Annotated in this window: 18 protein-coding genes; 7 read left to right on the top strand and 11 right to left on the bottom strand. The window is 44.4% G+C overall.

Going from position 1 to position 21,040, the window contains the following annotated elements:
- The first annotated feature begins 184 nt into the window (after positions 1 to 184).
- Positions 185 to 1,333: an iron-containing alcohol dehydrogenase gene (locus AC27KT_RS08585; RefSeq protein WP_487129077.1), complete on the top strand. Its 1,149-nt coding sequence runs from the start codon at positions 185 to 187 to the stop codon at positions 1,331 to 1,333.
- Here AC27KT_RS08585 and AC27KT_RS08590 read toward each other — a convergent pair.
- The 7 genes from AC27KT_RS08590 to AC27KT_RS08620 form a co-directional block, all read right to left on the bottom strand.
- Positions 1,330 to 2,097: a 3-keto-disaccharide hydrolase gene (locus tag AC27KT_RS08590; RefSeq protein WP_487129079.1), complete on the bottom strand. Its 768-nt coding sequence runs from the start codon at positions 2,095 to 2,097 to the stop codon at positions 1,330 to 1,332. The two genes, AC27KT_RS08585 and AC27KT_RS08590, sit on opposite strands and share 4 nt — an antisense overlap.
- A gap of 65 nt (positions 2,098 to 2,162) precedes the next feature.
- On the bottom strand, positions 2,163 to 2,780 hold the full coding sequence (locus AC27KT_RS08595) for a gluconate 2-dehydrogenase subunit 3 family protein (RefSeq protein WP_487129081.1): 618 nt from the start codon (positions 2,778 to 2,780) through the stop codon (positions 2,163 to 2,165).
- Positions 2,780 to 4,465, bottom strand: coding sequence for a GMC oxidoreductase (locus AC27KT_RS08600; RefSeq protein WP_487129083.1), 1,686 nt, complete (start codon positions 4,463 to 4,465; stop codon positions 2,780 to 2,782). Before AC27KT_RS08600 ends, AC27KT_RS08595 begins: the two co-directional genes overlap by 1 nt.
- A 44-nt stretch (positions 4,466 to 4,509) precedes the next feature.
- Positions 4,510 to 5,439 (bottom strand): hydroxypyruvate isomerase family protein, encoded by a 930-nt coding sequence (locus AC27KT_RS08605; protein ID WP_487129085.1) that lies wholly within the window; start codon positions 5,437 to 5,439, stop codon positions 4,510 to 4,512.
- On the bottom strand, positions 5,432 to 6,649 hold the full coding sequence (locus AC27KT_RS08610; RefSeq protein WP_487129087.1) for a nucleoside permease: 1,218 nt from the start codon (positions 6,647 to 6,649) through the stop codon (positions 5,432 to 5,434). Before AC27KT_RS08610 ends, AC27KT_RS08605 begins: the two co-directional genes overlap by 8 nt.
- Before the next feature lie 26 nt (positions 6,650 to 6,675).
- Positions 6,676 to 7,743 (bottom strand): sugar phosphate isomerase/epimerase family protein, encoded by a 1,068-nt coding sequence (locus AC27KT_RS08615; RefSeq protein ID WP_487129089.1) that lies wholly within the window; start codon positions 7,741 to 7,743, stop codon positions 6,676 to 6,678.
- Between the two features lie 36 nt (positions 7,744 to 7,779).
- Positions 7,780 to 8,934, bottom strand: coding sequence for a Gfo/Idh/MocA family protein (locus AC27KT_RS08620; RefSeq protein WP_487129091.1), 1,155 nt, complete (start codon positions 8,932 to 8,934; stop codon positions 7,780 to 7,782).
- A 375-nt stretch (positions 8,935 to 9,309) separates the two neighbouring features.
- Here AC27KT_RS08620 and AC27KT_RS08625 point away from each other — a divergent pair, with 375 nt between their 5' ends.
- The 3 genes from AC27KT_RS08625 (at position 9,310) to AC27KT_RS08635 (ending at position 11,710) form a co-directional block, all read left to right on the top strand.
- On the top strand, positions 9,310 to 10,314 hold the full coding sequence (locus tag AC27KT_RS08625; protein ID WP_168479831.1) for a LacI family DNA-binding transcriptional regulator: 1,005 nt from the start codon (positions 9,310 to 9,312) through the stop codon (positions 10,312 to 10,314).
- 54 nt (positions 10,315 to 10,368) lie between these two features.
- Entirely contained in the window at positions 10,369 to 11,322 is a 954-nt protein-coding gene (locus AC27KT_RS08630; protein WP_487129093.1) for a sugar phosphate isomerase/epimerase family protein, read from the top strand.
- Between the two features lie 64 nt (positions 11,323 to 11,386).
- The gene (locus AC27KT_RS08635) at positions 11,387 to 11,710 is read left to right on the top strand and encodes a DUF3392 family protein (RefSeq protein ID WP_487129095.1); all 324 of its coding nucleotides are present in this window, start codon (positions 11,387 to 11,389) and stop codon (positions 11,708 to 11,710) included.
- A 27-nt stretch (positions 11,711 to 11,737) separates the two neighbouring features.
- Here the strand turns inward: AC27KT_RS08635 and AC27KT_RS08640 are convergent, their stop codons facing one another.
- Together AC27KT_RS08640 and AC27KT_RS08645 are read right to left on the bottom strand one after the other, a co-directional pair.
- On the bottom strand, positions 11,738 to 15,169 hold the full coding sequence (locus AC27KT_RS08640; RefSeq protein WP_487129097.1) for a hybrid sensor histidine kinase/response regulator transcription factor: 3,432 nt from the start codon (positions 15,167 to 15,169) through the stop codon (positions 11,738 to 11,740).
- A 69-nt stretch (positions 15,170 to 15,238) separates the two neighbouring features.
- Positions 15,239 to 15,580 (bottom strand): hypothetical protein, encoded by a 342-nt coding sequence (locus AC27KT_RS08645; protein WP_487129099.1) that lies wholly within the window; start codon positions 15,578 to 15,580, stop codon positions 15,239 to 15,241.
- 77 nt (positions 15,581 to 15,657) lie between these two features.
- Between AC27KT_RS08645 and AC27KT_RS08650 the strand changes: the two genes are divergently transcribed.
- Positions 15,658 to 15,813, top strand: a complete 156-nt coding sequence (locus tag AC27KT_RS08650) for a hypothetical protein (protein WP_487129101.1) — start codon at positions 15,658 to 15,660, stop codon at positions 15,811 to 15,813.
- A gap of 3 nt (positions 15,814 to 15,816) precedes the next feature.
- Here AC27KT_RS08650 and AC27KT_RS08655 read toward each other — a convergent pair whose 3' ends face one another.
- Positions 15,817 to 16,335 (bottom strand): HAD family hydrolase, encoded by a 519-nt coding sequence (locus AC27KT_RS08655; RefSeq protein WP_487129103.1) that lies wholly within the window; start codon positions 16,333 to 16,335, stop codon positions 15,817 to 15,819.
- 280 nt (positions 16,336 to 16,615) lie between these two features.
- Here AC27KT_RS08655 and AC27KT_RS08660 point away from each other — a divergent pair, with 280 nt between their 5' ends.
- Positions 16,616 to 17,509: a DMT family transporter gene (locus AC27KT_RS08660; protein WP_487129105.1), complete on the top strand. Its 894-nt coding sequence runs from the start codon at positions 16,616 to 16,618 to the stop codon at positions 17,507 to 17,509.
- 139 nt (positions 17,510 to 17,648) lie between these two features.
- On the top strand, positions 17,649 to 19,448 hold the full coding sequence (locus AC27KT_RS08665; protein WP_487129107.1) for a GGDEF domain-containing protein: 1,800 nt from the start codon (positions 17,649 to 17,651) through the stop codon (positions 19,446 to 19,448).
- 68 nt (positions 19,449 to 19,516) lie between these two features.
- Here the strand turns inward: AC27KT_RS08665 and AC27KT_RS08670 are convergent, their stop codons facing one another.
- The gene (locus AC27KT_RS08670; protein WP_487129109.1) at positions 19,517 to 21,040 is read right to left on the bottom strand and encodes a trehalase family glycosidase; all 1,524 of its coding nucleotides are present in this window, start codon (positions 21,038 to 21,040) and stop codon (positions 19,517 to 19,519) included.

Here is a 21,040-nt window from a genome sequence, read left to right on the forward strand (position 1 = left end):
AGTATTTTAAAAAAATCCTTATTTTTCGATCGTTTGCATAAACAATGTGCAATACGTTCATAAAAACCACTAATTCACCGCGCTTTTCACGATCTATAAGGTTAGTTAATTGGTAAGTCACGCTGTGTACTATAAATTAGTAAGACGATATTTGAACGTGTACGTGGATTATTGAGGGGTTTGCATGAAGGTTTCTGAATTTAAAACCGCTGGAAAACTCATAACGGGTCTTGGCGCTATCAAAGCTCTCACTGATGAAATGGCGAGATTATCCATAAAGGACTGTGCCATCGTTACTGACAAAGGCGTCTCTTCATCTGGTCTTCTTGATCAACTACTCACACTATTACTATCTTCACCCTTACTTATTATTGATGACATTCCACCAGAGCCTGAAGTGAATATCATAGAAGATAAGTTAGCGATACTTCGTGAGAAGCAAGTAGACGGAATTATTGCTCTTGGTGGAGGTAGCGCTATTGATAGTGCAAAAGTACTTGCAGCTACATACGATCATACTGGCCCCCTCAGTGAACTCTTCGGTGAAAATACGCTTTCGATACGTCGTTTGCCTCTTATTGTTATCCCCACTACCGCCGGTACAGGTTCAGAAGTTACCAACATTGCTATTTTGTCAGATCCGATAGCACAGATGAAAAAAGGGATTGTTAGTCCCTGCCTGTTACCCGATGTTGCGATTGTTGCACCTGAGATGACAAAAACATGCCCACAGTCCATTACAGCAGCAAGCGGTATAGACGCATTCGTTCACGCGCTTGAAGCCTATATAAGTGTAAATGCCAGCCCAATTACCGATGCATTAGCAGAGAAAGCACTGAAGCTTATCTTCAATTCATTACTTCACGCTTATAATAATGGTGAGAACTTATCAGCACGTGAAGATATGGCCACCGGCAGTTTAATGGCCGGTCTTGCGTTTGGAAACGCGGGCGTGGGGGCAGTACATGCCTTAGCTTATCCACTAGGTGGACGGTTTCATCTGTCACATGGCATGAGTAACGCGGTAATGCTACCTCATGTATTGAAAATAAATGCGCCTTTCTGCCAAGACAAACTTTATTGTGTGGCTAAACTTTTAAAGGTATGTGAGCGTCACCACTCAAAAGAGGAAGCAATTAAACTATTATTAGTTGCTATAGAAAAACTGTGTCGCGATGTAGGTATTCCAGCTTCACTCACCCACTTCAATATTCCGCCTTCTTGTGTAGGTGAATTAGCAGAAGAGGCGAGTAAAGTAACTCGCCTTCTTCGCAATAATCCCAAGCAATTGAGTATTGAAGAGATTGAAGATATCTATCGGCTAGCTTTTTAAAGTGGTCTTACCCACATATTTTTAAAGCTTACTAAGTTGCCGTGATCTTGTAATTGAAGCGGTGCGCATCCGTGAGCTTTGTACTTAGGCGCACCGATCCATTCTGTTGTCCCTTGAATTTCAGTATGGTTCTGAACCACTACGCCGTTATGTATTACCGTAACATAACCTTTCGTTGCTAGCGCTTCACCGTCAAAGGTAGGGGCTTTATATATGATGTCGTAAGTTTGCCATTCGCCAGGCGCCTTCATGGCGTTAACTAAAGGGATAGTTTGCTTATATACGCTTGCCGCTTGACCATTGGGATAGGTCTTATTCTGATATGAGTCCAAGACCTGAATCTCATATCGCTGCTGCAGGAAGATACCACTGTTATTGCGCTGTTGTCCTTCCATACCTGCTTCTGGCTGCGGCGCTTTCCACTCTACGTGCAACTGAACATCACAAAACTCTGCTTTCGTTTTGATATCGCCTGTTCCCGGCTTCACAGTTAGTACACCGTTTTCCAGCGTCCACTTAGCCTCACCTTCCTTTACTGAAGTCCAGTTAGACAGGTCATCACCAATTAAAGAAATGGCATCAGAGGGCACCCCTGCCTTATCAAAAGAAACCACTTCAGGAACAGGCTCCCATACTTCCGTTTTAGCAGCCTGCTGTTCGCGGGTTAAACGCGATTCGCTTTTTTCAGTTTGTGCATCTGCTGTAGCACATACAGAAAGTGGCATAAGCAAAGCCACTGTTGAAGCGACGAGTGTTTTATTCATAGTGTAAGTACCTTGTTTAATCCGTTATATAACTGTGTTGTGTTTGGCAGCTCGATAGCGCAGACTTAGGTTGCCCACGCTTTGTCGCCCTTCTTATAAGGGAATGCACCGTCGTAACGTCCAGGAATAGCCACATATCGAAGTACTTTAGTCGCGCCAACTTGAGACGTGAAAAAGCAATAAAGTGTTAGCTGTTTTAATAACGTAAAGTAGTGAGGGGTTGGCTCATCGGTGCCTGGCTCCCACTGACTTGGCTTTCCTGTTTCAACACCTTGATAAACACCGTTAGCAAGGTTCGCCGCTTTCGCTTCTACATCCAAGTCGTTAAATAGAGCCTCTCGTTCTTGCTTGGTAAGCTGAACAAATTGCTTGTGGAAACGACTTTGACTTAACGAAGATATTTTCTTAATGCCATCGAGAAAGGTCTTTTGAAGTAAAGGTGTGTAGCAATCGGTTACCAACACAGCCATTGTCGCGCCAACGTTGGCTGCTTTTGCTCCAGGCGTGTCAGTTTGAGGAATGATCACCTCACCCATTTCGTTAAGTAATGCCACATCTTTTTCATTGAACAAGGTATTGCTGAGTGGCACCGCAGGAATGTCGTTATAGGCAAACACATTTCCAGCAAACAATGCAGTGCCTGTAGCAGTAGCGATGAGTTTAAGTAGTTCTCGGCGTTCCATTATAGATTTCCTCGCTTTAACTCTTCTACGGCAAAGTCTGCGGCTCTTGCCGTTAATGCCATATAGGTCAGTGAAGGGTTAACACAGCTTGCCGATGTCATTGCCGCACCATCGGTCACGAATACGTTCGGTGCATCCCATACTTGGTTATGCGCATTGAGCACAGAGCTTTTAGGATCTCTCCCCATACGCGCCGTACCCATTTCATGAATGCCCATACCAGGTGCGTAGTCTGCATCCCAGCCCTGAACATTTTTAAGGCCAGCCGCTTCAAACATCTCAATAGCGTCTTGCTGCATGTCCTTACGCATCTTGAGCTCGTTTTCTTTAATCTCGACATCCATTGCGAGTACTGGTAAGCCCCATTTGTCGGTGACTTTTTTGTTCAAGTACACTTTGTTCTCGTGATACGGAAGAATTTCACCGAACGCTGTCATGCCTATTGTCCATGGACCAGGCTCGGTTATCGCATCTTTAAGTCCAGCACCTATACCAAGTTCAGCTATGTCTTTGCGCCAACCTGAACGGCTTGCGCCGCCTTGATAACCAAATCCACGCAGGTAGTCTCGTTTATCACTTCCCCAGTTTCTAAACCTTGGCACATAGAAGCCACTCGGTCTGCGACCGTAGGTATATTTGTCGTCAAAACCTTCAACTTCAGCCGAAGCACCTACTCTAAAGTGGTGATCCATAACGTTGTGACCCAACTCGCCGCTGCTGCTTCCTAAGCCACCGTCCCATACGTCTGTGGCAGAGTTCATCAGTACCCACGCCGAGTTAAGTGCTGACGCATTTACAAAGATGATCTTGCTTTTAAATACATAGGTCTCGTTGGTTTCTGCATCGATAATTTCAACGCCAGTCGCGCGCTTCTTGTCTTTGTCGAATAAGATCTCTTTTACTATCGAGAAAGGTCGAAGGGTTAAGTTACCTGTTTTAACAGCAGCCGGAAGCGTAGACGCTTGTGTACTGAAGTAGCCACCGAAAGGACAACCCAACCAGCACTTATTGCGGTATTGGCAATGAACACGCCCTTCTTCGGGCTTGCTTTGTGTCATATTTGAAGTGCGGCCATGCACCATGTGACGCGCGCCTTCATAGGCCTTTTTCACCCGCGCAGCGACACTTTCCTCTACAATGTTCATTGGCATTGGTGGCTGGTATACACCATCCGGCAGCACATCTAAGCCATCGCGATTACCACTGATACCCGCGAATTTTTCTACGTAGTCATACCAGGGCGCCAAATCGTCGTAGCGAATAGGCCAGTCGACCGCAATGCCCTCTCTAGCATTGGCTTCGAAATCTTCTTTGTTCAAACGGTAGCTTTGACGTCCCCACAACAGTGAACGCCCACCTACATGATAGCCTCTGTACCAGTCAAAGCGCTTGTCTTCGGTATAAGGGTTTTCTTTTTCATTTGCCCACATACCATAAGTTTTTTCATTTAGCGGGTAGTCGCGCTTAAGCACAGGGTAGTCAACTTTCATAGCCTGAGTAGGCAAGTCTCGGTGAGGGTAGTCCCAATCTTCTTTGTGCGCATTTTTATAATCTTTAATGTGCTCAATATTTTGACCACGCTCGAGCATGAGCACTTTTAGGCCTTTCTCTGTAAGCTCCTTAGCAGCCCAACCGCCACTGATACCAGATCCAATAACTATTGCATCGTATTCATTACTCGCCATAACACGTCCTTAAAACTTAATTCGTCGCTGTGCCTGTTCGCACGTTACACATCACAGATATGGATCGCTTGTTGCAGCGACGCTATTCTGTTGGCTTTGGTTTTCGGTGTGGGTATAAACTCTTGTGCTAAGTAGCCTTTAAATCCGGTCTCGACAATGGCTTTAGCAATTGCTTCGTAATTGAGTTCTTGTGAAGCATCTATTTCGTGACGCCCAGGTACGCCGGCCGTATGGTAATGGCCAAAGTACTGATAGTTATCTCGAATAGTTCGGATGATATCTCCCTCATTAATTTGCATGTGGTAGATATCGTAAAGCAGTGAGAAGTGCTTAGAGCCAAGGCGTCTGCACAGCTCTATGCCCCATGCAGAATTGTCAGCCATGTAATCAGGGTGGTCGACTTTGCTGTTAAACAGCTCCATGAAAATCACCACATTGCGTTTTTCAGCATGAGGTAAAATGCGTTTTAACCCTTTAACCGCATTTTCCAGTCCGTCTTCTCGTGACATGCCTCGGGCATTGCCGCTAAAACAGATAAGGTTTGTATAGCCTGCATCAGCGACCAAATCGATGTGCTTTATATAACGCGCTTCTAGTTCGTCGTGGAGCTCACTGTGAATGAAGCCGTCTTCAAGACTTATCTCGGCGCCGTTACACATAGAAGAGTCGATGCCATACTGCTTTAGCACAGGCCAATCTTCAGGGCCTACCAAGTCAATGGCTCCAAATCCTAATTGCTTAACGGTTTGGCACAACTCTTCAATGCTTAAATCGCCGTAGGTCCATCGGCTTACCGAATGGTTTACATTTCCTTTAAGCGGCGTATTCATGGTATTGCTACCTTTCGTACCGTTTGTACTCGCTACAGCAGGCATCGCAGTGGCTAAACCAGCTGCTGCTAACCCTGTTCCGGCAATGCCTGCCCCTGTCAAAGCCATACTTTGAAGTAATTTTCTGCGGGTAATGTTATGCATCTGCGTTCACCTTTTCCTTTTTGAACAGAATGGCGAATAGCACTAACACAACCGCGGCAAACCCTGCTGGGAATAACCAGACCTGCTGCCAACTGTGCGCACCGGTTTCCATCGTGTAGGTGTCGGTAATTGCGCCTGCCACTGCAAAGCCCACCAGCATACCTACGCCATATGTCGCTAAGGTAATTAACCCTTGCGCTGCACTTTTTACGTTTTCTCCCGCCTTTGCATTGGTATAGATTTGCCCTGATACAAAGAAGAAGTCGTAACAAATACCGTGCAGTGCAATACCAACAATAAGCATGAACAAGCCTTCGTCAGCGTTTCCGAATGCGAACAGTGCATAACGTACAACCCACGCTGCCATGCCTATCACTAACGTGGCTTTAATGCCGAAACGGTTCAAAAATACCGGCAGGGCCAACATGAATAATACTTCGGAAACTTGACCTAGCGTCATTTTGCCCGTTGCATTCTCAACACCTATTTCAGTAAGGAATGGATTCGCATTCTGGTAGTAAAACGCCAGTGGAATACAAATAAGTACAGATGAAAGAAAGAATACAAAGAAGTTTTTGTCTTTTAATAGTGCCAACGCGTCCAAGCCAAGAATGTCGCGAATAGTTACCGCTTTACCGCTAGATTGAGGTGGCGTGTTTGGCAATGTAAAACTGAATACGCCCAACATTAGCGAGGCAATACTGCACAATAAGAACGTGTTTTTGAGCATACCATCGGCAATAGACTGTGCAGAATCCCATGAGAAGACATAGCTAATCATAAGGCCTGCCACAATCCAGCCGATAGTGCCCCACACACGAACTTTTCCGAACTCTTTTGACGGGTCGACCATTTGTCCGAATGACACTGAGTTAACCAAAGCAAGCGTAGGCATGTATGCAATCATGTATGCCAACACATAGGGGTAAAAGCTGGCAAAATCATTCGCTTGGTACATACAGTACATAAGCACGGCGCCAACAATGTGTAGTAAGCCGAGGATCTTTTCTGCATTAAAGAATCGGTCAGCAATAAGGCCCACAATAAAGGGGGCAATGATGGCGCCCCAACTCTGGGTTGAGAAAGCCATACCGATTTGCCCACCATTGGCAGACAGAGTATTCGATAGATACGTGCCTAATGTTACAAACCAGCCTCCCCAAATGAAGAACTGAAGGAACATCATCAAACTAAGGCGTAGGGTTATCATAGTTATTGTTATCCTATTGATGGCGCTTAGCGCTCAAGGCCTAAAATACGATTATTCTTCGCTTCGCTTACGTCTCCACCAGCAAAGTCGTCAAACGCATATTTGCTTGGCTCGATAATGTGTGAAGCGATAAACGGTGCGCCTTCTGCTGCGCCTTGCGCACTGTCTTTTAAGCAGCATTCCCACTCTAGTACTGCCCAACCAGTGAAGCCATACTGGGTAAGCTTGCTGAAAATACCTTTGAAGTCGACTTGGCCGTCACCAAGCGAACGAAAACGTCCCGCGCGGTCTTGCCAGTCTTGATAGCCGCCGTACACACCGTTTCTTCCGTTCGGGTTAAATTCGGCGTCTTTGACGTGAAACATTTTGATCCGGCTGTGGTAGCGGTCAATGAAGTCAAGATAGTCAAGCTGCTGTAAAACAAAGTGACTTGGATCGAAAAGAATATTGGCCCGTGGGTGGTTATCTACTGCTTTTAGAAACTGCTCAAACGAAGCCCCATCGTGCAAGTCTTCTCCAGGGTGAATTTCGTAGCATACGTCAACACCCGCTTCGTCGAATGCATCTAGAATGGGTTTCCAACGCTTAGCTAATTCAGTAAAGCCTTGCTCAACCAAGCCAGCAGGACGCTGAGGCCATGGGTAAACCAAGTGCCACATTAATGCACCAGAAAAGGTAGCGTGAGCTTTCAATCCCAAACGCTTACTGGCAATAGCCGCACATTTGAGCTGATTAATTGCCCATTCGGTTCGCTCTTGTGGCTTGCCGTGTAAGTGCGCCGGCGCAAAGTTATCGAATAACTCGTCATAAGCGGGGTGAACCGCCACTAGCTGACCTTGTAAGTGCGTAGAAAGCTCAGTGATTTCTACGCCTGCGTCTTTACAAATTTTAGCGATGTTGTCGCAGTACTCTTGGCTCTCGGCTGCTTTTTCTAAATCTAATAGACTAGGATCAGTAGGTACCTGTATTCCCTTGTAACCAAGCGACGCTGCCCACTTCGCCATATTTTCGAGCGTATCGAACGGCGCTTCTTGTCCCATAAACTGGGCAAGGAAGATAGCAGGCCCTTTTATTGGTTGTTGGTTAGTAGCCATAAGCGCTCACCTTTTTCATTGTATGTTGTAATTGCATTACCGCGTTCCTTCTTGACTAACCGACTCCCATTTGGTGTCGCTGTCAGTACTGGCAAGCATGGCATCTATAAATACCATTCCGCGTATGCCTGAATTTATTCCCGGAACACCGTCAGCTTTGCCTTTTTGATTCGCCCGTACCGCCTTAGCAAAATCGGTATACAAGTTTGCCATTGCTTCTAAGTAGCCTTCAGGGTGACCAGCTGGAACACGACAACGTGCAGATGCCTCGTCGCATAACCCCACTTGCCCCTGGCCGGCTCTAAACACTTGATAAGGGGCATCAACAGGGCGATAGATAACAGAGTTCGGCTCCATTTGACGCCACTCCAAGCCACCTTTGTCACCGTAGACACGGATCTTCAACGCGTTTTCTTCACCAGCACATACCTGCGAAGCAATCAGCACGCCCGACGCACCCTTCTTAGTTTTAATAAGCGCGGCGCCGTCGTCATCTAATCGGCGTCCTTCAACATGGGTGTTTAACTCGCCACATAGCGAGGTAACACTGTCGTTTAATACAAACTCAACAAGTCCAAAGGCATGAGTGCCGATGTCGCCCATTGCGCCCGTTGCGCCAGAAATTGCTGGGTCGGTACGCCACTGCGCTTGCTTATTGTGCGTTTCTTCTTCGCCAGACAACCAGCCTTGCGGATACTCAACATACACTTTTCGAATTTTGCCCAGCTTACCGCTTTCAACGAGATGACGTGCTTGCCAAACCATAGGATAACCAAGGTAGGTATGAGCCAAGCCGTATAGCGATTCACTGGCGCGAATAACATCTTGAAGCTCTTTTACTTCTGCAAAGCTAACGCCTGCTGGTTTTTCACAGAAGACATGAAAACCCGCCTTAATTGCGACAAGTGAAATAGGTACGTGAAGATGATTAGGCGTTACGATAACCACAACCTGCATGCGCTGCTGCTCAGGTAATTTGGCTTCTTCTTCTAACATTGACTGCCAGCTACCGTATGTACGCGATGTTGATACGTTCAATGCAGAAGCAGTACGCGTGTTATTTTCTTCGTTGCGGCTAAATGCGCCACACACCAACTGGTAGTTCCCATCTAACCCCGCGGCATGACGATGTACGGCTCCGATAAACGCGCCTTCCCCGCCTCCGATCATTCCCATTCGAATTGGTTGCATTGAAATTCCTCTGTGTGCAAACGCACTATTGGTGTTACTAATGCCACAAAATGTAACCCGTTACATTTTAATGGTCAATACAAAAAGAAGCATTTTATTAATCTAAAGTTTACAAATGGAGCGATAACACCCGAGTTTTGTACCTCTAACAGACTCTTTCTGCACCAAACTTGAACATAACACTAGCTCAAATTTACATAAATACTACAAATAACCTTTGACGTTTTAATGAAAGTCCGTATCCTTTTGCTTGAAATGAAAACGGTTACATATTAATTTCACGTAAATTTTGAATCCGCTACCATCGTATAGACCACACCTCTACTGGGTTAGGTTTACAATGCACAAGTGAATTAACAAACAACAATAACGTAAATGGCAAATATTAGAGATGTAGCAGATAGTGCCGGCGTGTCGGTCGCTACCGTATCAAGAACATTGCAACAACCTGAGCGTGTTTCTCCTAAAACGCGCAATAAGGTGATGGCCGCTGTTCAGGCAGTTGGATATAAACCTAACTTAATGGCAGTTAAGTTTCGTTCGGGAAAAACGCACAATTTAGTAGTATTGGTGCCCACAGTAGCGAACGTATTTTTTGCCCGTGTTATTAGCGGTATGCAGGAAGCGGCAGCAGAACTGGGTTATTCCATTTTACTTGCCAATACACTTGGTAATAGTGAAATAGAAAGCCATTACGCCAAGATGGTAAGCACTTCTCAGGCTGATGGGCTTATACAGTTACGTGCGCACAACCCATTTGATGCCACGATGATTAACGACAACGGCCTACTTCCTATGGTGAATGCCTGTGAGGTGATTGACGATGGCCAGTACCCTGTTGTGTCGTTAGACAACCGTGCTGCAGCCAAAGCAATGACCGAGCACTTAATTTCGTTAGGCCATACCCGTATAGCCATGATCAAAGGACCTAATTCAAGCCCGCTTACCCAAGAGCGATTGGTTGGATATAAAGACGCATTAGCGCAAGCCAATATTGCCTTTGATGAAAACTTGTTGTTCCCAGGCGATTTTACATTACAGGCCGGATACAACGCCGGGGAAACCATTAGCCACCTTGAAAATAGACCCACCGCCGTATTTTGTGAGAACGACGAAACGGCTATTGGCGCCATGCAAGCCTTTAAGCAAGCCAATCTACATGTTCCTAACGACATATCGGTGGCAGGTTTCGATGACATTGCGTTTTCGGCATTTGTCGACCCACCCTTAACCACTATTGCCCAACCCGCAGAAGAATTTGGTAGAACGGCGGTTACGCTACTGGTGGACCTTCTCAACGGAAAAATTCGCAAGGCCCCCAAAGTTATTATGCCATTTGAACTTATTGTGCGTGAGAGCACGGGCAAAGCTTTGGGTTAATAGATGATAGCGATGCGTCATCACCTATGTACCACTACAGAAAAGGAGCAAGCAGTGAATTTAAGTAAAACAAACTTAAGTAAGACAGCAACTTTAGACGCGGCCAGTAATATTAGCTCTGTCGTTTCAAGACGACAGTTTATTAAATATTCGTCTGGTTTACTGGCGGCTATGAGCGCTCCTGCTGTTTTGGCACATACTAGTTCGGTTCAGGGGCATGGTAGTGATAAAGGAGCTATGATGAAGGGCATGCATAAAAGTGCAGTTGGTCTGCAGCTTTATACGCTTAGAGATATTATGAAAGTAAGTGTGCCGGCTACGCTTAAACTGGTCGCTGATGTTGGTTATTCGGAAATGGAATTTGCAGGCTACTTTGACCATAGCGCAAAAGAAATTAAGCAACTGCTTGATGACAATGGCCTTACTGCGCCTTCGGCTCATATTCAGTTAGACGCGTTCGATACCAACCTGTCACAAATTTTAGATGACGCACAAACCGTAGGTCACAAGTACTTGGTAGTTCCATGGCTAAGCGAAGTCCAGCGTGGTACGGGAATTGCGCCATACCAAGCCCTTGCCGATAAGCTAAATACCATTGGTGAAGCCTGTAAGAAGGATGGTATCACTCTTGCCTACCACAACCACGATTTTGAATTTGAAGTACGCGACGGTAAGACACCATTAGACGTGCTTATAACTCAGACCGACCCAAACCTTGTTGCCATGGAACTGGATTTATACTGGACGGTAAAAGCAGGTAAAAACCCCGTTGATTACTTTAAGCAGTACCCAGGCCGCTTTAAACTTTGGCATGTAAAAGATTTGGCTGAAGACGGCAGTTTTGCTGATGTAGGCACAGGCACCATTAACTTTAAAGAGATATTCGCGCACGGCGAGTTAGCCGGTATTGAACATAAGTTTGTAGAGCGTGATCAAACCACCGACCGCATTGCCACCATTGAGCAAGGTTTTAAAGCAGTAAGCGCACTAAATAAAGGCGTTAGCTAACGCTTTTGACCTTGGCGTGGCTATAATGGGCACACAGTAAAAACGTCATAATAGTAGTAATTTTATGAGTGAACTTTTCAGTGCCCTTTCTCGCGCCCTAAGCCCCTATTACACCGAAATGAGCATTATGCTTATGGCCACTATTTTAGTGGTGTACGGCGACCTGATTAACGGCCATGTAAAACGCATACTGGCACCTTACCATTTCACCATTCGCGTTAGTTTGTTTGTAGTGCTGTGTGCCTTTGGCTATGGCGCACTAACCTTGTACGGCGCACCTTTTTTAAAACACACCCTAGCCTACTTGCCCTGGCAGTACCAAGGTACAGGCTATGTGGCATCATTTCTGTTGATTGGCTTTTTGGCGGAGAGGCGTAGGTATATTTGATAAGCCTTATCACCGCGCCTTAAAAGACTAAGCAACAGTTTTGCTATGTTGCTCTATGTACTTTTTAGGTGGCAGATGCATGACTTTTTTGAAAGAGGTAGAAAAGTAAGCGGCTGTGCCAAAACCTACATCGAGACATGTATCTAAAATGCTATTTCCTTCCAGCAGCAGTGGGATAGACTTTTCGATCCTGAAGCGTGAAAGAAACTCGCTGAAGTTGTACTCGAATAATTCAGACATTCTTCGATTTAAACTTCTTGGACTTATTAATAACTGGGAAGCAGCTTGGTCTCTATTGAACGCTTCGTCTTGATAGTTCTTCTCAAGTACAGCGATAAAATTCAGATAAAACGCCATATCCTTCTCGTTATCAAACTCAGGAATTGTTAAACATCCGAACTTAAAAACAGGGAGGGCACTTTCATCGTGTTCTTTTTCTTTTGCCTCTCTTACCGACAATAAATGTTCAACACGCAGTTTTATCTCTTCATTTGAGGCTGGCTTCGCTAAGAAGTAATCAACTTTTTCCTCTAGTGCTGCTTTTTCCAGTTCAGCCCCTGTTTCAGCAGTAAGCATTAGTATAGGAATGTTTGCATAGCTAGGATTCTGGCGAATAGCCTTAGTTAAACTAAGCCCGTCCATTTCGTGCATGATTTGATCTGTTATTACCAAGTCCACCAAATAATGCTGCATGACATCTAAAGCTTGAACACCATTTCGCGCAACAAGACAGCGATATTTATCAGAGAACAGATCGAAGAGATAGGAACGGAATTCTCTGCTGTCATCAACAATTAATAGCGATTTCTTATTTGTTTTGGCATTTGCTGGCGAGAGGTTTACAGCTTGCGAATTAACAAAAGCAACATCATCAACTGGCAGCGTTACCGTCACTTTCGTTCCCACACCTTTTTGACTCTGAAGCGTAACCTCTCCTTGATTTAACTCTACTAGAGTTTTAACCGTAGCCAGCCCTACCCCATTTCCATCTAGTTTAGTGTTACCTCTAGCAAATCTTTCAAATACTTTGTTCTGTAAGTTTTCGTCAATTCCCTCACCGTCATCTGTTACAGTAATCTTCAGTGCCTTGCTATCCTGTATAGCACTCACCTTTATCGTGCCACGTTCAGGTGTAAACTTGATAGCGTTTTGGACTAGGTTAGCTAAGATTTTTTCAAGGCTTTCACTGATCAGAGACACTTCTTTTTTGACCTTTATTCGCACTTCTAGATTCTGTCTCTTTTGTTTCGCTAGAGGCTCTAGAGATAGCAAAATAAAACGAATATTTTCAGGTGAATAGGGCTTGTAATAATCCTCAAGGTTGAAGGCTGTAGGGACATCATGGCTCATCTGGTTAATTAATTGCTCGACCCTTTTTACATTGTCTTGGATACTAACTAACTCTTTGCGCGTGCCCTTATCTGCATCAGAAATTTTCGCTAGGGAACCGTTAATCACTTGAATAGGTGTTCGAAGTTCCGAAGTTATTTCGTTAATGAACCGCTCTTTACTACGCAGCATTTTTTCGAACTTTGAGTGCCCATCTGTTATTTCATACCGCGTGAGATGAGTGTATAGCGAGGTGGTTTTGAATTTCTCATAAACCTTACTAGCGATGCCCATTTTCCAGAAGTAAAAGGCCAAAAGTAAAATTGCCAAATATAAAATCATAGCCAAGTAGGAAGCCCAGAAAGGCGGGGCTATGTCAAACCGTATAGTCAGCCCATTCGAAGTGTCTATATTGTCATTGCTAACTACATTAAGTGTATGAGCACCAAAGTCCAAGTCACCTAAAGTTAGTCTCATTGATGTTTTATTGTGTGAGAACCAAGCATTATCGTCTAATTTGAACTCAATTCCCTTGCTCTCGCTGTACAGATTACTTTCGACAAAGTTGAACGTTACTTCTTTAAACCCACTGTCAAAGTTAAACTCAAGGTTTTCAGGAAAGTGAAGCTCATTCAGTCCGCTTCCATCATTCCATTTAACGTAAGTTAGAACAGTAGTTTCCAAGTCCGGGATTTGATTTTTAAGGCTTTGGATTAATCCCACTTCATCTAGTAAGTAACTGTATTTATCACCCTTAACTAGCACTTTTGTGCGTAGTTCCTCAAAACTTCTGTACTCGAAGTCTGTGTCAAAAAGACCAAACTGCATGCCTACTTTAAAAGCAGATTCGCTTGACCGAGGTTTTATGAAGAGCCCCATATTTGAGGCCACCCAGAGGTTACCACTCTCAGAAACCATAGCCCCTCGTATAAACCTCAGGTCATTTAGAGATTGCATAGTTGAAGCGTTGACCGAACCACTCTTCTTATCAATTTCTTTTAGGCCTGCCCCGGATGTACATAGCAAATAAACGTCTTCATACTCGACTAAACACTGAAGCCCGAACCAACTGCCCTCCTGATAGTTGATAGTTCGCCAACTAAACTTTGACAACTGAAAATGTAGGTTATCAAATACATCGAATGCAGCGAGCTCCCCCCCGCTCAATAAAGTGCTATAAACGATTTTTCTAGGAGCGTTGATGGTGTCTTTTATTGTGCCATTCACAATATAGTAATAGTTAGCACTACTCCCGTTATCGAAGTAGAAATAGAATGCGTTATTATCGATCTCAACAGAATGAATAAATTTTCTGCTACATAGTTCTGATGGGCTTAATTCTATTAATGAAGCAAAGACAACTTCTTGCCGTGACACACAATGTGAGACATTACCCTTTCCTAAAGCTTTACTGATTAGTTCGCCATTGTTTTCGTTTAGATTAAATAGACTATTTTCAGTTCGAACTAAAGTTTCGGTTTTGTCGATAGCAGATTTATGAATATTTTCTCTTAATGCGTTCCCGTTAAGCGATACAAGGTTTGTCGACAACATCGTTTTGGGTAAAGAAATTAGACCTAATTGTGAGGAGGCAATAAGCAGTGAATCATAAGGGCCTACTGCTATTTTTGTAATCGAGCGAATCGCTTCGGATGTCAAGACTGGATTCATAAAGGGAGGCGCTATTAGTTTCTTGTCCTCCAGCATCAATAACCTGCCGTCAGTAACCCAAATTTTATTATCCGAAGTTTTAATTACATCGTTTATATAAGTTCCGCTAATCCCTTCAGTAGAAACATAACGCTTTTCACTGCCTAATATGTACAGGCCTTCAGGTCCTCCAACGTATAACTCTTTATCAATAACCTTAATGAAAGTCACACTCGATAAAAGTGGAAGTTTGTCACCTAGCAAGCTTTCCTTTACAACACCCGACGTTTCTAATATTGAGAAGTAACCTTTATCAGATGCTATAAACACCTTCTCTTCTTCAGCGAAAAGTGAGTAAACACCATTTAACTTCAAAGTTGAGAGTTGGGAGCTTAACTTGGTTAGATGACCGGACTCTCTATCTACCTGTAAAACATCATCGATGACTGAGAAATAAAAGTTTTTAGGGGTCATTGCCATCGCCCAAACAGACCTTGACCACTCTTTATCAGTAAATAGTTGCTTAGCTTCTTTGGTCCTCAAGCTTATTTAGAAAACGCCCACACCATATTCGACAACCCTTAGGCTAGAATCGCTCAGGTGAATATCAGAAATGATTCCCGTAGCATGGTTAGATATATTGAAATTTAAACGCTTAGACTCCTTCCCTATTACTTCGAACACTCCGTTTTCAGCGGCCACATAGACAACTTTGCCTGAAACCTCTACATCGCGAATAACACCTGAGGGAATTCCGTCGAAGGTGGTTCTCCCCTCTAAATTTACGCCAATGGCTTGGCCCGTTTTTGGAATAAAAATTAGAAAAATAAAGAAAATTAGGACATAAGAATTAGTTTTCAGCTTATATCGATGAACTGTCTCGCTAGTCATATCTTACATCCCTGTAAAACCATTACCTTTTAGTTGCTCACATGAGCAGGAAAATTAGAAAATAAAGAGGAATAGATATGAATATCGAACAAAAAACAAACATGCAAGAACTTACAGAGGATGACTATACTAAAGTATATGCAGGGATTACCACGCCATTGTTGGACGAAGATCATTATCTCATCTTGCCAATCGGTCCGATAAAACCCAAAAGACCTGATGTAAATAGTTAAGACCTAAATCAACAACCACTTCATCCCAGCATTCTCGGCGGCTTGCTGGTCATAAATAAAGTCGCCTACATACAGGCAGTCTTCAGGTTGAAGCTGCCATGTGTTCGCCACCATCAATAATGCGGTTGGGTCGGGCTTGGCTGGGGCATCTTCGCGGGTAAGCACGTAGTCGATAGGTATGCCGTTATTGGCTATCTTAATTGCGGTGGCTTGGCGGCAGTTGCGGGTAACAATTGCCATGGGTAAGTTGTGTGCCTGCACTTTCTTTACCATGGCTTTGCCAATGGGCAACCACTTAGCATTTTGCGCATCATCTAACTCGTGCTGCAATATAGCGCGGTGGGCATTCGCTTTGGTTTCGGTGCAGCCAAGGGCATCAACAAAGGTAAGAATATCTTCGTTTTGTGGGCAGCCTACGTCGGCGCGCATTTGCGTGAAGTTAAGGCCAGACTCTACCAAGGTGCCGTCTAAATCGAATATTACACCTTTAATGCCGGTTAAATTCATCTGCTCTACGCTCACGCTTTTCTCGTCCTTTCACTTCACTGTTATTCTTAAAGTTCGGTTAACGCCCACTTAACTGAGTACAGCGCTTAACTTACTCACGAATCTTACCGCTAACATAATGCCACGAAAGCCTTTAGCCTTCAGTTACGTTTGCTTAAGGCTTGAATATATTTAGTTAAAAACTACTGATGTGATTTAAGTTTACCCCGCCCACACCTTGCATTAGCATAGCCGCTCTTTTTGGCAAGCTACTTATTTGCCCAGCATTTTTGGGCAAAGTTTTAACAGGTTATTTATGGGTGTTTTTGCTGCGCTAGGTACAGCGCTTTGTTGGGCAATTGCTGCCCGTTTATTCCGTGGAACGGGTAGCGCATTTTCGCCGCTTACCATGAACTTTTGGAAAGGCTTAATTTCAATTGTCATTTTGGCCGTAGTGCTACTTTTCGTTCAGCCAACGGGGCTTAGTACTCATGCTGTTTTGTGGCTATTGCTTAGCGGCTTAATTGGCATAGGCATTGGCGACACCTGCTTTTTTAAAGCCTTACAAAGCATTGGCGATAGCCAAGCGGTGCTGGTTGCCGAAACCCTTGCGCCTTTATTCACTGCCCTTTTTGCTATGGCGTTTATTGGCGAATGGATTACCTGGCAGCAGTGGGTTGGCGTTGCAGTAGTACTGTTTTCGGTAGATATGGTTATAAAGGTACGCAAACGCAGCACTACACACGTGTTTGCAACCAGTGGCTATTTGTATGGTGTGGGCGCGGCGTTATGTCAGGCGGTTGGTGCCGTAGTTAGCCGCGACATTTTAAGTGCCGGTGAAATTGACGCGGCCAGCGCTGCGTTCTTGCGCTTAGTTGGCGGTATGGTATTTGTGGTGCCATTTATAGCCATAACCAAAACACGCTATATGCCCGTTATTAACTATGAATGCGACAGCGGAAAACGTGTATGGCCTGCTTTTGTGTTAGCTACGCTGCTAGGCACTACTGCTGCTATTTACTTACAAATGTTTGCGTTTGCCTATGCGAAAGCGGCCGTGGTCCAAACCCTTATTGCTACAAGCGCATTAATGTCGCTAGGGGTTGCATGGGTACTTGGTGAAAAAGCAACGAAAGCCACCATTGCATGGTCTGCCGTCGCCTTAGTTGGCGTGGCTATTTTGGTTAGTTTTGGGTCGCCTGTGCATTAAAGTAATGTTTTCATATTACTTTTGAAGAATTGTTACGTTCACACATAAAATACAAAAAAGCGGTAAGATTTAAGGGCTTCGTGTAGTAGTTCGTAACTCAAATGGATATTATAAAGAAAAAACGTAAACGTTCTCCCTTATGGTTCGAAGGTTATATCTAACAGTCTTATCTTTTTGCAGCGTGTTGCTCGCTTCTTTTGCGACTTCGGCGAATACTGATGTCGATTCTGTTATCGAAAAAGTTCGCTCGCCCTCATACGATTGCCCAAGTCAATCCTTGTTGCCAGAACTAGAGCAAGCACTCACTTTAGAAAGCCTCACATCCCAACAACGTTTTGCTTTGACCGTAGCCAAAGGGCAGTTTTTAATTTGTCGCGGCAAGTATGAAGAAGCAGAGAACATGCTGCTTAAAGCCATAATGCAAAACAATATTGATGAGGGCTCGTATGCGTTTGCATCGGCTATTTATCAAATTGGCTTCACTTATGACGCTAGAGAGAACCCGGCGCGCTGTGAGTACTATCAACAAGCTCAAGATTTATCTTCACCAGAACGTCACAGCGATATTTTTACCAGCTCTTCGCTAGGGCTGATTAACTATTGTTCAGAGTCTACGTCGCCCGAGGTTAGGCTTGGAAAAATGTTTGGTGTGCTTAAGCGCTATTCAGATAATGGCAGTCCGGGAGAGTTAGCTCACATTCATAATTCAATTGGTTTGCTTTATGGTGAGTTAGAACAGCATGCCCTAGCCGCAGAACAATATCTAAAAGCGCATGAAATGGGCCTACTCGTTTACAAAGGCAGTAATAAAGTAAGTATTATTATTAGCGCCATTGTGTCGCTGCTAAGTAGTGGTCAAATTGACCGAGCTTATGAGAGTATCTTGGAGCTAGGCGTACTTAACAACGAGATAAAAACCCCGTTAAGCGAATTTTTGTATCAATATGCGCTGTCGATCTACTACAGAAAAACGCGAGACTACAATAGCTTAGCCTATTCACTTCCTGATCTGGAAAAGGCAACAGCAAATATCTCTAGTTCGCTAGGAAAAATGCTGGTTGATTGGCACAGAGCCGAAATATGCCTCCACAACAATGATCTTAATTGTATTGAGCAATATTTAACTGGCATAGATGCGTTAGATAAAAACGCTATTCCAAGAGTTTTCAAATCTAACCTCGATTACTTAAGCTTTAATGTTTCCATGTACTTAGCTTTAGCAGATATTGCCCGAGCCAAAGAAGCACACAGTGCCTACTCAAAGGCGGTCACTAAGCGACGAGAAGTTACACAAGACACTGCTTTAATTGTTGGCGCAGCAAATTTGTATACACGCATTTATGATCTTGAATCAGCCATTGAACAGGCCGAAGAACAAAGGAAAAGTACTCTATATACGGCTATCGCTGTGTTTTTATTACTGGTTACGATTACCGGTTATGTTCTGCATAAAAAGCACCTTGCGCGCAAAGCCATCGATCCAGTTACCCTGCTGCTTAACGCTAATTCGGCGATAGCCCGCATTAACAAACTTGATACGCCGAAAAAAGGCCGGGCCATTGCCATTGCTATATTCGACATTAGCAACCTGCGTGAAATAACGCGGAAAATGGGGTCAACAAAAGGTGATTTAGTATTACGACAAATTGCACAAACTCTTCAAAATGTTACCCGCGGTAACGATATTTTAGGGCGATTTGGTACCGAGCAATTTATTTTATGTCTGCACAATATTGAAGAACGAAGTGCGCGACAGTTTTTCGACCGCGTACAGAACGCGTTAGACAATACCTTTGAAAACGATGCCACTCCCGACCATATTGTGGTTGAGTCTCAGATGAGCGTATTTATTGCTAACGAGAAGATCACGGGGCTAAACGACATTCTCGATGATATTGCCATGTCGATTGATATGGGTAACCGCTCAGGCAACAATTAATATCTACACAACCAGAAAATGCGCGGCCCGTTGTTACGGCACGCGCGTTTTTTTTAACGGAAGCTTGTTTACTGGTTCAGATATGTCTGAAAGCGGGTATACACGCCATTAGTCCACCCAAAACCTAGCTGAACGTCGTATTCACCACCGCCTGCTTTTATTTCCGGTTCACATACATTGTACTTTTCAAGTAGCACACCGCTTGATGCAAAGTGGCGCTCAATGGTTTTACAAAAGCGCAGCATGATGGTTTGAGCCTGCATTTCAAACCCATAGTTGCGCAGCCCTTCAACGGCAAACAGTTGAAGCGGTGCCCAGCCATTTGGCGCATCCCATTGTTGCGACGTAGCGTTTGAAGTGGTTACCACGCCACCTTCTTTTAGCAAGGTGTTCATTATCGTAGCGCGCACTCCCTCTGCCTGTTGTTCATTTGCAATACCAACGAACAACGGCACACACATAGCCGCTGACACTACATCGGTTTGAGTTTGTGTGGGGAAGTGATAGTCAAAATAGCCCGCCTTTTCAGCATTAAACAAATAGGTGTTTATTGCCTTAATTCGTGCTGTAGATGCCGCATTGTAGCGCGCTTGCTCGGCACCTTTAGTGACGCGTGCCAGAGTCTGTTCAAGCGTTACCAAAAGCGCATTTAAATCTACGGGAATAATTTCAGTTGTACGAATACTTGCCAATGAATTGGGATTAGCTAGCCAGCGCGAACTAAAGTCCCAACCCGATTCGCAAGCCGCGCGAACATGCTGGTAAAACTGACTTTTGTCAGCGCCTATGTGCTCTGCTGTTTCTATGTCTTCTCGATAAGACTCAGGGCGAGGCGTAGGCTCGGTGTCGAAGTAACGATTAAGTGTAGCGCCACACGGCATGGTAACCGTGCGCAGTTGTGCTGTGCCCTTCTGTGATGCGTTCTCGCCCGCTTCATTCATCCAAAACTGGTATTCTTTCTTTAAGCCCCAGATAACGTATTCTTTTTGCTGGTCGCTTAGTGCGTCTTTAAGCAAATTATAAAACAACGCCAAAATAGGAGGCTGACTGCGAGAGTAATAATAGGCGCGGTTGCCATTAGGAATGCAGCCTACTTCATTTAAAATATCTACAAAGTTCACCAACATGTTAATTGCCATGTCGGTGCGCCCCGCATCAATTAAACCTAACGCGGTAAAATATGTATCCCAGTAATAGATTTCGCGAAAGCGTCCACCCGGCACTATGTATGGGCGGGTTAGCGCTATTAGGCTATCTTTCTGCTCAGTGTCGGGGGTACGCGTTAGCACCTGCCACATATACTCAATATAATCGGCTACATGTTCAAACTTGGTTTGCGATGTTGCGCTAATCATTTCTGGAATATCGAAATGGGTATTAACAAACGTAGCTAAGTCTACTGCTTCGCCGCTTTTCTCAGCATCTAAACACGCTTTTTCGTAGGCCGCTAAAACGGTATTGAGATCGGTTTTGACAATAGCGTCAGCGAAGGTTTTGCTGTCTGGAAATAGCTGTGCCATTTGCACATGTTTAAACAGGTCGCTGGCAAAAAACGACAAGCTGTCGCGCCAGTTGTGTGAAGAAGAACTCAT

The organism is Alteromonas sp. 5NW40-0090 (genome assembly GCF_057552975.1).

Coding starts and splice junctions, on each gene's coding strand:
- AC27KT_RS08585 (WP_487129077.1), top strand. CDS start 185: ATGAAGGTTTCTGAATTTAAAACCGCTGGAAAACTCATAACGGGTCTT.
- AC27KT_RS08590 (WP_487129079.1), bottom strand. CDS start 2,097: ATGAATAAAACACTCGTCGCTTCAACAGTGGCTTTGCTTATGCCACTT.
- AC27KT_RS08595 (WP_487129081.1), bottom strand. CDS start 2,780: ATGGAACGCCGAGAACTACTTAAACTCATCGCTACTGCTACAGGCACT.
- AC27KT_RS08600 (WP_487129083.1), bottom strand. CDS start 4,465: ATGGCGAGTAATGAATACGATGCAATAGTTATTGGATCTGGTATCAGT.
- AC27KT_RS08605 (WP_487129085.1), bottom strand. CDS start 5,439: ATGCATAACATTACCCGCAGAAAATTACTTCAAAGTATGGCTTTGACA.
- AC27KT_RS08610 (WP_487129087.1), bottom strand. CDS start 6,649: ATGATAACCCTACGCCTTAGTTTGATGATGTTCCTTCAGTTCTTCATT.
- AC27KT_RS08615 (WP_487129089.1), bottom strand. CDS start 7,743: ATGGCTACTAACCAACAACCAATAAAAGGGCCTGCTATCTTCCTTGCC.
- AC27KT_RS08620 (WP_487129091.1), bottom strand. CDS start 8,934: ATGCAACCAATTCGAATGGGAATGATCGGAGGCGGGGAAGGCGCGTTT.
- AC27KT_RS08625 (WP_168479831.1), top strand. CDS start 9,310: ATGGCAAATATTAGAGATGTAGCAGATAGTGCCGGCGTGTCGGTCGCT.
- AC27KT_RS08635 (WP_487129095.1), top strand. CDS start 11,387: ATGAGTGAACTTTTCAGTGCCCTTTCTCGCGCCCTAAGCCCCTATTAC.
- AC27KT_RS08640 (WP_487129097.1), bottom strand. CDS start 15,169: ATGGCAATGACCCCTAAAAACTTTTATTTCTCAGTCATCGATGATGTT.
- AC27KT_RS08645 (WP_487129099.1), bottom strand. CDS start 15,580: ATGACTAGCGAGACAGTTCATCGATATAAGCTGAAAACTAATTCTTAT.
- AC27KT_RS08650 (WP_487129101.1), top strand. CDS start 15,658: ATGAATATCGAACAAAAAACAAACATGCAAGAACTTACAGAGGATGAC.
- AC27KT_RS08660 (WP_487129105.1), top strand. CDS start 16,616: ATGGGTGTTTTTGCTGCGCTAGGTACAGCGCTTTGTTGGGCAATTGCT.
- AC27KT_RS08665 (WP_487129107.1), top strand. CDS start 17,649: ATGGTTCGAAGGTTATATCTAACAGTCTTATCTTTTTGCAGCGTGTTG.
- AC27KT_RS08670 (WP_487129109.1), bottom strand. CDS start 21,040: ATGAGTTCTTCTTCACACAACTGGCGCGACAGCTTGTCGTTTTTTGCC.